Below are 15,360 nucleotides of genomic sequence, written 5' to 3'. Positions count from 1 at the left end.
TCAATACGGTTCAAAGACAAGTAATTGAATTGGGTGTGGGACGGCATTTTGGGGTGGCACAAGGCGCACCTTGGATCCAGGGCAAAAGCGGGCAGGGTTTCCGCTCAATCGCGCCAACACGCGATTGTTCGTGCCATCTATGACTATTTCGGCAAACGCCTGCTCCTGCGTAGGGGTTGCAAGCGGGATTGGAATTGACCCAACAGTGACACGAATGATCTTTCCTGTGCCGTCCAGATGCTTGGGTTCTGTTGGTGTTCTGTCATGAAGGCACAGGTGGCGCGGGGGGAAGCGCGCATCGCCACACTTTGGACAACAACTGCCCAGAGCTTGCCCGTGTTGTAATGCTCGAAAGAATGGCGACATCGCTCCGAACCCGTGGTGATACCCAAGCGACAATTTCAGATCGACTGTCAGGGCTTTGTCTTCACTCATCCGTCTGGCCCTTCTAATATGTGAACAACGTTCAGCGTGCCAACGCCCGCGTGGCAGTCGACCACCCCGCGCCGATAGCGACGCCCTACCTGCAAGTCGGGCCAATAGCGCCCCTCAATCAGGCGCGAAACAGTTATCGCCTGCGCCAATCCGACGGCGCCAGGTGCCCCGCCTTGCCCGATAAGGCCGCCCGAAACGTTTACTGGCAAACGACCCTGTAAACTGAACTCTCCGTCCAGCCCACGCGGGCCCGCCTGCCCCTCGGGGCAAAGGCCCAACGCCTCGATCGCCTGTAGCTCGGCGCCAGTGTAAGAATCGTATAGCTCGACTACATCTATGTCTGTTGCGGGGTTCAATACCCAAGCTTGACGACACGCTGCTTGCATTGCCCGAGCCTTGCCGTGAAAGATGCCTGGTTGCGGACGATCGCCCAGACGCACATGATCAGTCGCGCAGGCACTGGCAACCACCCGCGTGCAACGGTTAGCGGCTCCTTCGGGCAGAGCATCTTCGGCACATAGAACCAATGCAGCCGCGCCGTCGCTGATCAAGCTGCAATCTAGCATCCTGTAAGGCGAACTAACCAAGGGCGAGTCCAAGACGTCCTCGGTACTAATCTGCATCGGCTTGTGTGCCCAAGGATTTGGTCCCGCGTTCGCATGGTTCTTAACCGAAACCGCCGCCATTTGTTTTGCGGTGGTGCCAAACCGCTCCATGTGGTCCTGAATCGACAGCGCATACAACATGGTTGCCGTTGCACCAGCCCAGCCTTCAAGATCGGCATCGAAGGACAAACCATAGAGTAAGCGAACATCATCACTGTTCAGGTGACTGGCTGCATTTTCATAGCCGATGATCAAGACCCGCTTTGCTAGCCCGGACATCACATGCATGACACCTGCGCGCAGGGCATTGCCGCCACTCGCCCCGCCACTCTCAACCCGCATAACGGGAACACCAGTAAGGCCAATCTCATCCAATATCAGCGGGCCCGGAACCAATTGCAGTGACAGAAAATCTGTTTCGGATGCGACAATTACTGCATCTATGTCGCGTGCCTCCAGCCCGGCATCTGCCAGAGCCCCGAGGGCCGCGGCGCGCACCCAGTCACGCACGCCGCTCCCGTCCTTGTAGCGGCGAAAGGGGACAACATCACCGCCGAGAACAACTGGTTTATAGCTCATGCCATTCATCCCTACTGAAGCATCTGTTGAGGAAGCCACGTGGCAATGGCTGGAAAGCCAATAAGAAGCGCAAGGACAAGCAGTTCCATAAGGAGAAACGGCAGCACCCCGCGGACAACATGGCCAAACGTTGCTTGACCCGACACGGCCCCCAACACTGCGAACAGGTTGATACCCACGGGCGGTGTGATCACCGAAATCTCGATAAGCTTGACCAAGACGATGCCGAACCAGATCGGATCAATACCCAACTCAACCACGGCTGGGAAAATGAAGGGCAACGTTACTACCAGCATGGAGGTTGTGTCGAGAAAACAGCCGAGCACGAGATACATGATCGAAACGAAGATCAAGAACCTGACGGGTGTGCCAGCAAAGGTGTTCACCAAATCGACGAACCCGTCGATCACGCCAGACGCCACGAGCATCCGCGAAAATATCAGTCCACCGATAAGAATGACAAAGATAATTGAGCTGATAGAGGCTGCATCGCGAAGAGCATTTGCGAGCCAACCCAACCGCTCCCCGTAGCGCCGATACAGAGCGATGCAAAAAGCGCCAGCTGCCCCAACAGCACCAGCAGCCGATGGCGGGAAAAACCCGAAATATAGACCACCCAATACGAGCAAAATCAATCCGGCCACAGGGGTAATTCCTCGCAGAGCCAAGAGCTTTTCACGCCGCGTAGGAGCCACGTCGTCGATCATAGGGGCCAACGACGGCTTCAGTGTAACCATGAGCCAGACCCCGCCCAAATACACAAACGCTGTAAGCAGGCCTGGCAGGAAACCAGCGATCAGCAACTGCCCAACAGATTGCTCGGTGATGATGGCATAAATAACCATCGTGATAGAGGGAGGGATCATTGCTGCAAAGCTTCCCGCTGCCGCGATGGATCCGATCGAAAGGCTCCGCGAATAGCCGTATTTCATCATTTCTGGGAAAGCGATACGGGTGAATACTACAGCATTCACGATAGTTGATCCAGAAATGGCGGCGAATAAGGCCGATCCGACAATAACGGCTTGATATAACCCCCCGCGTAGCCGACGCAGCCAAATATCAGCAGCGTGAAAGAGTTGCGCTGTGATCCCAGCAGCCTCGGCCAAAACGCCCATCAAAACGAAAAGCGGTAGGACGGCGAAAGCATAATTGCTAACAACCGCGAAGGGCAGAGTGCGCAGCTGGCCAAACGCGAATGCTTCGCCCATGCCAAAGTACATACCGCCAACACCTAGGATGCCCATTGCAACGCCGACAGGCACACCTAAGGCCAGAAACGCGAACAGCAGGCCGACACAGGTATATCCAAGTATTAAAGAATCCATTACTCAACTCCCAACTTGGTTTGATCTGATTTTGCGTCATCTGGGTGCAAGGTGGTGACCACGACATCCCACAAACACTGCACTGCCATCAGACTTGCCCCACAGGCCAAGGCGATCTTGGCTGGCCAAATTGGGAAATTAATAAGACCAGAAGAAAACTCACCTGCAAGCGTGCTCTTCACTGCGATACCCCAGCCGAACCAAGCGATTAAGCCGAAGAACAATGCGCAGAGTATGGATGAGAAAATCGCCGCGATCCGTTTCGCCAAACGTGGCATGAAGCCAACAATCACCTCTACACTGATATGAGCGCGGCGTTGCTGTGACAGTCCGAGCGCCAAGAAAACGGACGTGACCATTAGCGCCTCAGTGGCTTCGAAAGCACCAGGCAAAGGATGGTTTAGGATGCTCGCGCCTACCACGTCGATCGCGCCGAGAAACATCATCAATAATAACGCGATGCCAGATAGAAATGCGAGCAGTCTGTTGGCACGGCGTAATATGCTGGGAAACAAGGTAAGTGGGACATTCTTCATGCAGTGTCACCTTTCGTAGACTTGTAGCCTTTTCATAGGCCTAAATATCAACCGCATGCGTTCCACATCGTCCGCAACAAACGGACCGGTAGGAGAGGCAAGATGCGGGGGGCGTAAGTTGTACCCGTCTGCCATTCGGCAGACGGGTACTGAGGTGGCATTACGCAATCAGTTTTCGCCGATAACGTCTTTCCAGATGGCAACGGCCTCACGGGCGGCGTCACCCTTTCCAGCTTCATCCATAGTTGCAATCCAGTCTGCGAAGAAGTCTGGAAGCGCAGCGCGCCACTTGTCTTTCTCAGCCTGTGGAAACTCATGGAACGTTACACCAGCTTCCGCGAGTGTAGCGCGAGCCTCTTTGTCGGCATTAAGCACAGCTACACGGTCCCGCTCCATCGCTTCCGTAGCGACTTCCTCGAACACGGCTTGCTGCTCAGTTGACAGCTTGTCCCACGCAGCTTGCGAAATCCAAACCCCCCAGCTAGGGCCTTCCCAAAGCGTAATTTCGCTGACGTGTTTCGCAACCTCATGGATCTTGTAGTTCACGATCAGATCAACAGCGAAAGGTGCAGTATCAACCACACCACGGCTTAGCCCCTCGTAGATTTCCGGCAACATCATTGTGACAGGAGTGCCGCCAGCCGCCTGCACCATGCGAGGCATATCGTTGCCCCAAGTGCGCATCTTCTTCCCTTCCATCTGCTCTACCGATGTGATCGGTTCGCGCGAAACGAGAAGATAAGGATTCAGGTGGTGAAAAAACAAAGGCTTGATGCCATTCGCTGCGGCCTCTTCAGCATAGGCGGGCAGCTCGGCCATTAACCGCTTCATGAGTGTATTTGCTTGGTCGACCGTGTCCATTTTCATGGGGATCGAATTGGGCGCGACATGCAGCGGCAATTGCGCAGGAAAATAGCCTGGTGACATGGCCGCCATATCAAGGGCGCCAGTTTCAATAAGTTCCAACGCCTCCGCCGATTTGGCTAAACCCTCGGACCAAAAGATCTTGATTTTGACCTCTCCGTTGGTACGTGCTGCAATTTCATCCACAAACCACTGATCGACTTTGGACCCGACAGTGGTTGCTGGCCATTGGTGGTTCATATTCAAACGCACGTCTGCCTGTGCAGTTGCAGCCAGACCGCTTGATAAAGCAAGGCCCAACCCAACGGCCTTAAGTGTGCTTAAAAATGTGTTCATCATTTTTCCTCCCTGAATTTCATTATTGTCTTTTCGTTAGCCCTCAGCTTCCCACTGCGGGTTTTCGTTTCCGCTCCTCTTCACGCAAGTGCTTTCGGTCAATCTTTCCTGTGCTCGTCTGCTTGAACTCTTCAACGAACTCGATCTCTCGGGGGTATTTGTAAAACGCCAGCACCTGCTTGACGTGTGTTTGAAGGGCGGCGATCATCTTTTCATCACCAACATGATCGCCACTTAAACGCACGAATGCTTTGACAATCTGGCCACGATCGGGGTCGGGGCTGCCGATGACTGCCGCCTCCGCCACGGCGTCGTGGCGCACGAGCGCATCCTCGATTTCGGCCGGACCGATCCTATATCCTGCGCTCTTGATCAAATCGTCGTTTCGGCCGCGATACCAGAAATACCCGTCTTCGTCGCGATAGCCGAAATCACCAGAGCGAACCCAATGTCCGACCTTAATCGCGGCCGTTCGGTCGGGCTGGTTCCAGTAACCCAAAAACAACGTCGGGTCGTTATCGCGGGCGGCGATTTCACCATCCTCGCCATCTGGTACTGGATTGCCCTCTTCGTCGATGACTTCAATGATATGGCCAGGGTAAGCTCGCCCCATTGAACCAGGTTTGATTGGATAAAGGCTTCGACAGTTGCCAATGAGGTGGTTCACTTCAGTTAAACCGTAGAATTCATTGATAGGCACATCGAGCGTGCGGTCCGCCCATTCCAGAACAGCGCCAGGCAACGGTTCGCCCCCAGTGCCGATTGCACGCAAGACGAGTTTCGGCCAAGACTTGCGCGGAGCTTTGATTGCAGCCATCCGCTTCAACGCTGTAGGCGTCAGGAAGCAATGTGTAACTTTAAACCGCTCCATCAGGGCGAACGCACCAGTCTCATCAAAACGTGCGTTGCTAGCAACGATGGTTTGGCCAAAATACCAGCCCGTCATCATGACATTAAAAATGCCAGCAACCCATGACCAGTCGGATGCTGTCCATAGCACCTGATCTGGGTCGTCCATCTGCATTTCATAAAACAATGACACCGATGCCAAGTAACCGCGCAGGATACGATGCGCATGAAGAATGCCCTTTGGCATGCCCGTCGACCCAGAGGTATACAGCAAAAGAGCGGGATCCTCAGCATGGGTGTCGGCGCAGGGCAGCCAAGGGTCAGCGTCCTGCCAGCTGTCGAAAGGCTGCGTGCCGTCTGGCGCATCCCCAGAGATGAGAACCTTCTGCAAATCTGGAAGTTCCCCCCGCCGCTCGGCGATCCTCGGCCAAAGGCTCGTATCGGTTACGATCAGTCGGGCCTTAGAGTCGCGCAAGGCGTGTAGAACGGTTTCGGGGCCGTAAAGTTGCGACAGCGGCGCAATGATCGCGCCGAGACGGAACCCTGCCAAATAGGTGAGCGCTGCTTCTACACCCTGACCAAGGTAACACGCAATCACGTCACCCTTGCCGATTCCCTGTGCCTTAAGTTGGCTGGCCACCTTCGCAGACGCTTCGGCCAGTTGATCGTAACTAAAACGCGAAATTGTGCCATCTGCGGCTTCACAAATGAGGGCGGTTGCTTGGCCTTTCGGCCCGCCAGCATGACGCAAAACCGTGTCTGCTGCCATGTTGTAACGTTCAGGTAGATCGATCCTAAAATTCTCATACAAGGCATCGTAACTAGCCGGCGCACCAAAACGCGCCTCGATCGCTGGTCTGTTCACACAATCTCCACTGATGTGTGAGTAGTCCTCAGATTTATGCATTGTCGGTCTCCTCCCAAAAAACGACTGACCTGACGCTAGGGGAGAAATTACATTGAAACAAATCATAATTGACTATGGTAATTCATAAGAATATCTTATGTATTTATGAAAATACAGCAACTTGAAGCATTTGTTTGGATCACCCGCCTTGGTAGTTTTGCTGCCGCGGCCGAACGATTGAATGTAACACAGCCGACTATTTCACAACGAATTCATGAGCTTGAGTTGCAACTTGGCGTCCCGATTTTTATGCGTGTCGGGCGGCGAGCCCAATTGACGGATCATGGCCGTGGCCTGATGCCTATGGCCGAAGATATGATGGCCCTACGCGAAGAAATTTTAAAAAGGGTTGCAAATCCCGCCAATGTGACGGGCACGGTAAAGTTAGGCGTGGCCGAATTGGTCGCTCTAACTTGGCTACCGCAACTCATTGATCGACTGAGCAATCTATATCCAGGAGTCACTCTGGAACTAGATATAGATTTAACCGAAAACCTTTGGATGAAGATGGATCAGGGCGAATTGGATGCGGCTCTGTTACCTAAGATCACAGAGCGGCCCCACTACCAGACAATCTTTCTTGGCGAGGCTCCGTTCGCATGGATGGGTAGTCCATCGTTGGGTCTACCTGATCGACTTCTCGAACCGACCGAGATCGCCCAATGGCCGATCTTGCTGTTGTCGCAGCATTCAAACCTATTCAGCATAATCGAGAGTTGGTTTTCCGATGCTGGTGCGCGAATGCACCGACGCGCCTTATGCAATAACCTGTATTCCATCGCAAACCTGACAAAATGCGGCCTCGGAATCAGCACTTTACCGATAGATCTATATCGGGGAGAAATTGAACGAAAAGAATTGAAGATCTTGCGCACCAACCCACGCTTGCCTGCCGTGCAATATTGGGCCGCCTATCGGCAGAATGAAGCTGCGAGCCTCGTGGCGGAGGTCGCCAAACTGGCCGCGGAATGTTCAACGTTTTCACTAACTGAACCGATCACATGATCGGTATCTAACACAACGCAGGTCTTACCTCTTAAACTCGGGACTATACTCTCTTCAAATTTAGGTTGTTCCAGTTGTCCCCAACCAAGTTAAGACACCTAACTTTTCGGCGGGACTACAGTCCGTCCAAAACTTCATTTGTCTCGGGCATCCGTTTCAGCGTATTTTGAATACGCTCGCGCCAACGCGGTCCGACGTCCATTGCCGCGCTGTAAGCCAAGGACAGATCATCGGGTCTGTCTTCTGCGAGCGCGTTGATGAGAAACGCGGCTTGGGCGCGGTCCTTCGCGGCTTTGAGGCGTCCTTCACCATCGCGCCGACGATCTGCGACAATGAGCTTATGGAGCGCAAATCTCTCGGGGCGCGGAATTTGCACCAACACCCCTGATCGATAGAGTGCTGCTGCGTGGATTGGCTCCGCAATCAGATAATTGAGGTAGTTCAAGGCCTGCGCTTTGACCCCAAGGGCAGGGAGGTCACGGATCGTCTCAACGCCGAACGCAGGCGTGAGGAATTCGACCAACTGACCGCTGCCGCCTTGCGACCATCGCCACGTTTGACCGTTATCAATGCTAGGAAGGGGATCAAACTTCAGCGACGTAAACACCTCTGTCAGGTCTGGATCAACCTGATCGTTAAGCGCAAGGCTGAGTTTGCGAAACTGTGCAATGTCGATGTCACCGGTGTTCGCCACTTCACCCAAAGGCAAGCGTAAACCCAGTTCGCCCTCATAGAGGCGGAACGCATGTGTGCCGACGATCGTGCCGCCCAATCGAAAGGTGCCCGCATTGGCCATTGCCGACAGGATCGAGCCCGTCGCGCGATCTGTCGGTGTCATGCTTTCGGCGCGCAACAGACGCACCAACCGCGACCGCTCAGTTTGCCGTGCCTTGGCTGTGGCGCGTAATTCTTCAATACGGTCGATACGCGCCCGCATCTCATCAGAATCTTCGCCAAGGTAAATGAAGCGCATCTGTGATCCGACCCGCCGCGCGGCGTACCAATAGGCTTTGGCGCCGCGCTGTTTCAACATTGGTTTGCCCGTGATTTCAGACATGGAGTCGTCTTTCAACAGACGCACCAAATCGGTGTATGCGCTCATTGCGATGCTACTTAGGGCTGTCATGCCTATCTCTTTCAACTTTTGCTTGGCACAATTATGCCTATCAAAAGATAAAAATGCTAGACATAAATCGCATCACCAAGAACAGCGTGCAGTCTTTTATGAACCTGCACCTGAGAGAAGGGCGGGATTGGCGGCGCGGCGGCAAGGGAAATGGGCACATATACGGCACCAATTTTTGCGCAGAACTTATTGGGGATCCATTGCTCCCTGAGTGCAGTTTATCCGAACCGATTTATTCAGACCCGGTCTTTGCAACACGCCGCAAGAAGGCCTTCGTGCGTGGATCTTGGGGGGCTTCGAGCAAACTCTCTGGTGGCCCCTGTTCAACGATTTGCCCATCTGACATGAAAATAATCCGATCCGCAATTTCTCGGGCGAATTGCATTTCGTGCGTCACGATCAGCATCGTTTGGCGCTTCTCAGCGACGCGACGCATCAGGTCTAACACCTCACCGACCCATTCGGGATCAAGCGCTGATGTCGGCTCGTCAAAGAGCATCAGTTCTGCATCAAGTGCCATCGCGCGACCTATACCGACGCGCTGCTGCTGCCCTCCTGAGAGTGCAGCAGGATAGGAATCTGCCTTGTCGATGAGACCCGTTTCACGCAGGGTTTCATCTGCGCGGGCGATGGCTTTGGCCTTGGACTGGCCTTTTACTGTGATGAGAGCTTGGGTGATATTCTCGCGCGCTGTTTTATTGGCAAAAAGTGCGTAGTTCTGGAACACAAATGACGTTCTGCGCCGCAGTGCCAAAATATCAGACCGCGATGCGCGCGCGGCATCAACGGATAGATCGCCCACCCTGATTGTTCCGCTATCTGGCCGATCAAGGTAATTCAGGCTGCGCAACAGAGTAGATTTTCCCGTGCCAGACGGTCCGATAACAACCACCCGTTCACCATGTGCGATGTCCAGCGAGATACCTTTGAGAACTGGGGTGTCACCAAAAGATTTGGTCAGCCCATTGATTGAAATAGCGGCTTTTGACATCATCTCGCATAGGCCTTGTTCAAGTAGGTTTCCAAGTGGCGTTGCGCGTAGGACAACGCCTCGACCATAATCCAGTAGATCGCAGCCACGACAAGAAAGGCCTCAAAGTAAAGAAAGCTGCCTGCCGCTTCTTTTTGTGTCGCGCCCATGAGCTCTGTAACACCAAGCGTGAAAGCCAGCGACGTGCCTTTGATCATGTCGATGAAGTAATTCACCAAGGTTGGCGCTGCCACGCGGGTCGCTTGCGGCAGGATAATGTGGCGCATCATTTGCGTTTGCGTCATGCCGACGGCTTGCGACGCTTCCCATTGGCTGCGGTCGACACCAAGGATTGCCGCGCGAATACTCTCGGCCATATAGGCCGAGAAATGGAGGGTCAGGCCCATGATCGTCGCGGTCACACCACTGATCGTGGTCAAGAATGCCAGAACCTGCGGCAGGCCATAGTAAAACAGGAACAACTGCACCAGCAGCGGGGTGCCGCGAAAGAAGCTGATGAAAAGGCGCACAAAACCGTCGAGAACGGGCACGCGGAACACACGTTCAACCGCCATAAGCGAGGCCAGTATGAGTGCGAACACCATACCGACCAACGCCATGAATAGCGTCAATGGAACATACCCCAGAAGGATAGGGAGCAAGTCCCACATGTATTCGAAGTCCAGCGCGCGCATTGACTTACTCCACGGCCGAAATGTCGGTCCCGAACCACTTCTCGGAAATCTCGGCCAGAGTGCCGTTCTCTTTCAGTGTGGTGATGGCGGCGTCCACTCGATTGCGCAACTCAATCCCTTTTTCGTCATTGCGGAACGGCAGCGCATTGCGGATTTCACTGAACGGTTTACCGGCAAACGCGAGCGGCAGAGGGCTTTCCGCGATCAGTTGTGCCGAGGACACGCGGTCCATGACGAAGGCATCAACACGTCCAAGTGCTGTGTCTTGGGCAATGTTGCTTTCGTAGGTTTTCACGTCGATTTCGGCGGCGTTTGGAAGCTCGTTCAACAACTGCTCGAAATTTGAACCTAAGTTCACCGCGACGGTCTTGCCGCTGAGATCCTCGACGCCCGTGAACGACTCTTCGTTGCCCTTTTTGACCACGACTTGCGCGCCGTCAAAGACGTAAGGCTGCGAAAACGCGAACTTCTCTTCGCGCTCTGGCGTGATGGTGATCTGGTTTGCAATGGTGTCGATCCGACCCGATTCCAAAGCCCCGACCAATCCAGAAAACGACATCGTGACAAAGTTCACATCGTCTCCTGTTTCTGCCGCGATGGCCTTCATAAAGTCGACCTCGAACCCCTGCAATTCATCGAGCTTAACGAAGGTAAAGGGAAAGTAGCCACCCGACATGCCCACGTTCAGTGTCTCGGAATGGGCTGCGCTGAAAGTGACAGACAAGGCGAGTGCTGTGATCGCTAAAGACTTTTTCATTTTGTTTCTCCGTTCATTCAACACGGAGGTAACACGTAAAATGCCTGCTTCAATGGGGCAAACAGAGACAAGACCAATGTCGTAGGCCTGTCGATATGGTTGGAAATTTGTTCTGCAAGACAAACATTTATGAGGATGGATGCCGTCGCGATGCCCGGTACGAGACACGGTGCGGGTGGCGCAAAATGTATGACGCCACCCGCGACGTCTTAGAAACCTTCAAGCACCAGTTTGCCTTTGGCTTTGTTGCTTTCAAGGATCGCATGGGCACGTTTCAGCGTGGCAGCATCAATTTTGCCCAAAGTCTCTGTTGCGGTTGAGCGGATTTTCCCCGCATCCATCAATTCAGCAACTTCATTCAGGATGTCATGCTGACGCGTGATGTCTGCGGTTCCAAACAAGGAGCGGGTGAACATCAGTTCCCAGTGAGTCGAGACGGCTTTGACCTTGAACGGCATGATATTAAGCGTTTCTGGGTCGTCGATCAGGCCAAACCGACCTTGTGGGGCGATGAACTCTGCAATTTGCCCGATGTATTGGTGTGTATGCGTGGTTGAGAACACATAACCCGGTTGGCCAATTCCCAAGGCTTCGATTTGGGGCGTCAGGGGTTTGGTGTGATCAATGACGTGATGTGCGCCGAGGTCTTTGACCCACTCTTGGGTTTCTGGGCGCGATGCCGTGGCGATGACAATCATATCTGTCTTGGCACGCAGCAGTTGGATCGCGATGGAGCCAACGCCGCCTGATCCGCCGATGATAACAACCGCATTGGCCGCACCAGGAACGGGGTCGTTTACACGCAAACGGTCAAACAGCATTTCGTAGGCCGTCAGGGCGGTGAGGGGCAGAGAGGCAGACTCGGCGGCTGTGATAGAAGTCGGTGCTTTACCGACGATCCGCTCGTCCACCAGATGGTATTCGGCGTTTGTTCCGGAGCGGTTGATCGCGCCAGCGTACCAGACAAAATCGCCTGCTTTAAACATGGTGGCTTCTTCGCCGACACTGACAACTTCACCGACTGCATCCCACCCCAGAATGGCGGGGGCATCTCCCTCGGGAGGACGGGTCATGCGGATTTTGTAATCCACGGGGTTTACGGACACAGCTTGCACGCGCACCAGAAGGTCGCGGCCTGTTGCTACGGGTGTGTCGATTTCAATGTCGATCAGAGAGTCGGCGCGATCAAGTGCGCCTGCGGTTTTGTATCCAACAGCTTTCATAGTGTGGGGTCCTTTCGGGAGTGTTCAGGTGTTCAAGAGTCTAGTAGTGACGGCGTCGATCGCCTGCATGACGGCGTTGACCTTTGCGGGATCATCGGCGTCGGAATGGGGGTGGCCGAACGCGCCTGCGTCGTTGTCAAAATAGCGGCCTGAAACGTTGGCAAAGTCAGGATCAAGCGCGGCGCGGCGCAGGATGGTCGATCCAATGCTGATGTCATTGCCCGCGATACCGAAGCCTTCTTTGACCATATTGCTCGCCAGAAGGGAGCCAGGGTTCACGGCAAGCACGTTCGGCCCGTCTGTGAGGTTCGATGCGAGATGCTGCGACCACATGGTGATGGCCAATTTGCTTTGTGAGTAAGCGTCCATATCTTCCATCGTGACACCGCCTTTGAGGGCAGCGAGATCAACAGGGGCTTGCGCGGCGGAGGACAGGTTGATGATTCGGCTGTCTCGCCCCATCAATGGCAACAAGCGTTTGGTCAGAATATAGGGCGCAATTGTGTTGACCATGAACCGCAGGTCCAATCCGTCTTCGGTAACGGTTTGCGGCGATTTTAGGACACCGGCGTTGTTGATCAGAACATCAATGTGAGGGTGGTCGCGGGTGATGTCATCGACCAATTTTACCACTTCAGCGGTGCGCGAAAGGTCCGCTAGATAGCCTTGGGTATGCCCACCAATGACGGTGCGAGCGGAATCCAGTTTGGCGGCGCTCCGACCGTGGATCAGAATTGTGTGGCCTTCGTTTGCCAACAGTTTTGCCGCCTCAAGGCCGATCCCGTCGGTGGCGCCAGTGATGAGAATAGTCTTAGACATGACAAGTCCTTCAGGTTGAAAACGTGGGCAAAATGTCACCTGCCAGCCGTTTCATCGTTGTTTCTGTATCGCCAGAATTAAGCCGTAAGTTCAGTGCGACATGATTGACGCCCGCATGTTGCAAGGCCTCAAGGTGGCGGCGAAGGTGATTGACACCCGACTGAAACCCCAAGTGGATCGGACGGGCTTTAGCATCTGGATCGTCTAGTAGATCGATATAAAGGGACTGCATCACAGGCTTGTCGGTCCGCCCCATTGCGGTCACGCGGGCGCGGTAATCGGTGATGACTTGTGTCTGCGCCTGAGCATCTCGCGGATATGTGATCCATCCATCGCTGTTTTGTGCGACCCAATCGGGATGCTGACGGCTGCCCCCTGTGATCAGTAACGGCAGCTTGCCGCCCGCTGGTTTGGGTAACATGTCCATCGCGCCGTGCGATGAACCCTGTGCCGTATCAAACGCGGGAAAATCATCCGCCATAGCTCGGATATAGTCAAAACTGTCGCGGAACCTGTCGCCACGATCGTCAAACGACATATTCATTGCGGGGTATTCTTCGGGACGGTCGCCAGATGCCACGCCGAGCAACAGTCGTCCGCCTGACAGGACATCCACGCTCGCCGCGGCCTTGGCCACATGTGCAGGGTGGCGCAAGGGCAGGACCATGCTTGCAACGCCTAAGGCAATGCGGCTGGTCTGGCCGGCAAGCAGACCGAGATACACAAATGGATCGAACATCTGACCCGCATCGCCAAAGGACGGAACGTTAAAGGGGACATCGCGCAACCATACCGCTGCAAACCCGAGGTCCTCGGCCATGCGGACGCGTTCAAGGTGGCGGGCCATCTTGGGCTTTGTCCCATAGGCGTAGCCTTCCAACGGGACGACCAAGCCGAGGCTTAGCCTGTCCGGGCGAAACACAGTGTTATAGCCCGTATTGATGGAACTGAATTTGGTCATTTTGATTTCAGTGCTCTGACATAGGGACGGACTGTTTGACTTTGTACCTGATATCTAAATTATATAGAGATCATAAATAAGCTGGAGTAATCGGATTTTAGAATTCCGATTTTACATATAATAGTATGGATACGGAAAGCGTCAGATTGTTTGTGCTGTGTGCAGAGAAGCTGAACATCAGCGCTGCGGGGCGCGAGTTGGGTATGGCCCCAGCCGTCGCAAGTGCGCGTTTGGCCAAGTTGGAAAAAAGGCTCGGCGCAGATTTGTTACGCCGTTCAACGCGTAAGGTGTCTTTGTCTTTAGAAGGTGCGGATTTCCTGCCCTTCGCCAAGGAAATGCTGGCACAAGAAGATGCAGCCCTTGCTGCTTTGGGGATGGTCACGCCAACTGTGAGCGGCACATTGCGGTTTGCGGCTCCCAGTACCTTCGCACAAAACTACATCGCGCCGATATTGCCGAAATTCCTCACAATGTATCCCGATATTACCCTCGATCTACGTCTGTCAGACACGCAATTCGATCTGATCGAGGGGAGCTTCGATTTGGCCCTGCGCAATCTTGAGATGTCGGACAGCAGTCTGAAGGGGCGCAAGCTTGCGGATGACCTTCGCGTGCTGTGCGCATCGCCTTCATATCTGGCCGATCACGCGCCCCTTGAAAACCCATCCGATCTCGCGCGACATCGTTTAATTGCGTTCAAGGATTTCTCGGCACGGGGCTTGGTAAACCGTGAGGGAAAAAAGGCACAATTCGACCCAAAGCTCGCACCGTCGTGCCTCCTGTGCGATGATGGGCAAAGCCAGAAAATCGCAACGATGGCGGGGGCGGGCGTCTCGATAAATTCGATGTGGAGCGTTCACCGTGAGCTTGCCAACGGCAGTCTGGTCAGAGTTTTGCCAGAGTATAGATTAGACCAAGACACAGCCCTCTGGTTGGTCTACCCGAAGTCAAATGTGCTTACAGCCAAAGTGCGGGTGTTCGTCGATTTCTTGCTGGATGAAATAGGAGGGACGTTATCCGATCTCGTGCGCAGTGACGTCATTCGTGTATACGATCAATGACAAGCGCGGGTTGGAAGAGGGGACTCACAGCATCAAATCCGAGCGATGCGCGATGAAGTGATCTATCAGCCGTCGGGTCAGCGCCTTTTGCGGGCCGATGTCAGGCCAAACAGCGTAGATGCCCAAAGTGGGCAAGTTCCAGTCCGGTAGAATGCGAACCAATCGTCCTTGTGCGATTTCCTGCTCGATCACGCTTCGTGGGAGGTGCCAGATACCGAGGCTGGCCAGTACGGCGGCCTTTGCGGCATTGACGGTATTCACCTCAATCCGCATGTTTGCGGGGGTGATGCTCACCGATTGGTCT

16 protein-coding genes are annotated in these 15,360 nt (G+C 54.3%); 2 read left to right on the top strand and 14 right to left on the bottom strand.

Going from position 1 to position 15,360, the window contains the following annotated elements; all coding sequences use genetic code 11:
* The 6 genes from ACN0TS_RS15475 to ACN0TS_RS15450 form a co-directional block, all read right to left on the bottom strand.
* Positions 1-435 (bottom strand): Zn-ribbon domain-containing OB-fold protein, encoded by a 435-nt coding sequence (locus tag ACN0TS_RS15475; protein ID WP_417260265.1) that lies wholly within the window; start codon positions 433-435, stop codon positions 1-3.
* The gene (locus tag ACN0TS_RS15470; RefSeq protein WP_417260264.1) at positions 432-1,619 is read right to left on the bottom strand and encodes a thiolase family protein; all 1,188 of its coding nucleotides are present in this window, start codon (positions 1,617-1,619) and stop codon (positions 432-434) included. Before ACN0TS_RS15470 ends, ACN0TS_RS15475 begins: the two co-directional genes overlap by 4 nt.
* A gap of 11 nt (positions 1,620-1,630) precedes the next feature.
* Entirely contained in the window at positions 1,631-2,947 is a 1,317-nt protein-coding gene (locus ACN0TS_RS15465) for a TRAP transporter large permease (RefSeq protein WP_417260263.1), read from the bottom strand.
* Positions 2,947-3,483, bottom strand: coding sequence for a TRAP transporter small permease (locus ACN0TS_RS15460; RefSeq protein ID WP_417260262.1), 537 nt, complete (start codon positions 3,481-3,483; stop codon positions 2,947-2,949). Before ACN0TS_RS15460 ends, ACN0TS_RS15465 begins: the two co-directional genes overlap by 1 nt.
* A gap of 168 nt (positions 3,484-3,651) precedes the next feature.
* Positions 3,652-4,686, bottom strand: a complete 1,035-nt coding sequence (locus tag ACN0TS_RS15455; RefSeq protein ID WP_417260261.1) for a TRAP transporter substrate-binding protein — start codon at positions 4,684-4,686, stop codon at positions 3,652-3,654.
* Between the two features lie 40 nt (positions 4,687-4,726).
* Positions 4,727-6,439: an acyl-CoA synthetase gene (locus ACN0TS_RS15450; protein ID WP_417260260.1), complete on the bottom strand. Its 1,713-nt coding sequence runs from the start codon at positions 6,437-6,439 to the stop codon at positions 4,727-4,729.
* 105 nt (positions 6,440-6,544) lie between these two features.
* Here ACN0TS_RS15450 and ACN0TS_RS15445 point away from each other — a divergent pair, with 105 nt between their 5' ends.
* Complete coding sequence (locus ACN0TS_RS15445; protein ID WP_417260259.1) at positions 6,545-7,444, top strand: LysR family transcriptional regulator; 900 nt, start codon at positions 6,545-6,547, stop codon at positions 7,442-7,444.
* Positions 7,445-7,559: 115 nt separating this feature from the next.
* Here ACN0TS_RS15445 and ACN0TS_RS15440 read toward each other — a convergent pair whose 3' ends face one another.
* From ACN0TS_RS15440 to ACN0TS_RS15410, 7 genes are all read right to left on the bottom strand, one after another.
* A complete protein-coding gene (locus tag ACN0TS_RS15440) occupies positions 7,560-8,570 on the bottom strand; it encodes a GSU2403 family nucleotidyltransferase fold protein (protein WP_417260258.1) in 1,011 nt (336 codons plus the stop codon).
* Between the two features lie 232 nt (positions 8,571-8,802).
* The gene (locus tag ACN0TS_RS15435) at positions 8,803-9,564 is read right to left on the bottom strand and encodes an amino acid ABC transporter ATP-binding protein (RefSeq protein ID WP_417260257.1); all 762 of its coding nucleotides are present in this window, start codon (positions 9,562-9,564) and stop codon (positions 8,803-8,805) included.
* Entirely contained in the window at positions 9,561-10,235 is a 675-nt protein-coding gene (locus ACN0TS_RS15430; protein ID WP_417260256.1) for an amino acid ABC transporter permease, read from the bottom strand. The genes ACN0TS_RS15435 and ACN0TS_RS15430 overlap by 4 nt, the downstream gene beginning before the upstream one ends.
* A gap of 4 nt (positions 10,236-10,239) precedes the next feature.
* Positions 10,240-10,992: an amino acid ABC transporter substrate-binding protein gene (locus ACN0TS_RS15425; protein WP_417260255.1), complete on the bottom strand. Its 753-nt coding sequence runs from the start codon at positions 10,990-10,992 to the stop codon at positions 10,240-10,242.
* Positions 10,993-11,201: 209 nt separating this feature from the next.
* Entirely contained in the window at positions 11,202-12,215 is a 1,014-nt protein-coding gene (locus ACN0TS_RS15420; protein WP_417260254.1) for a zinc-binding alcohol dehydrogenase family protein, read from the bottom strand.
* A gap of 24 nt (positions 12,216-12,239) precedes the next feature.
* Entirely contained in the window at positions 12,240-13,034 is a 795-nt protein-coding gene (locus ACN0TS_RS15415) for an SDR family NAD(P)-dependent oxidoreductase (RefSeq protein WP_417260253.1), read from the bottom strand.
* A 10-nt stretch (positions 13,035-13,044) separates the two neighbouring features.
* A complete protein-coding gene (locus tag ACN0TS_RS15410) occupies positions 13,045-13,995 on the bottom strand; it encodes an LLM class oxidoreductase (RefSeq protein ID WP_417260252.1) in 951 nt (316 codons plus the stop codon).
* A gap of 125 nt (positions 13,996-14,120) precedes the next feature.
* Here ACN0TS_RS15410 and ACN0TS_RS15405 point away from each other — a divergent pair, with 125 nt between their 5' ends.
* Positions 14,121-15,056, top strand: coding sequence for a LysR family transcriptional regulator (locus tag ACN0TS_RS15405; protein WP_417260251.1), 936 nt, complete (start codon positions 14,121-14,123; stop codon positions 15,054-15,056).
* Positions 15,057-15,080: 24 nt separating this feature from the next.
* On the opposite strand, the gene ACN0TS_RS15400 is transcribed toward ACN0TS_RS15405, so the two are convergent.
* Positions 15,081-15,360 (bottom strand): LysR substrate-binding domain-containing protein (locus tag ACN0TS_RS15400; protein WP_417260250.1); only part of this gene is annotated, 280 nt, incomplete at its 5' end.

The organism is Celeribacter sp. (assembly GCF_048266405.1).
Lineage (GTDB): Bacteria > Pseudomonadota > Alphaproteobacteria > Rhodobacterales > Rhodobacteraceae > Celeribacter.
Note: the sequence above shows the minus strand (reverse complement) of the source record. Positions and strands in the feature narration are given on the sequence as shown.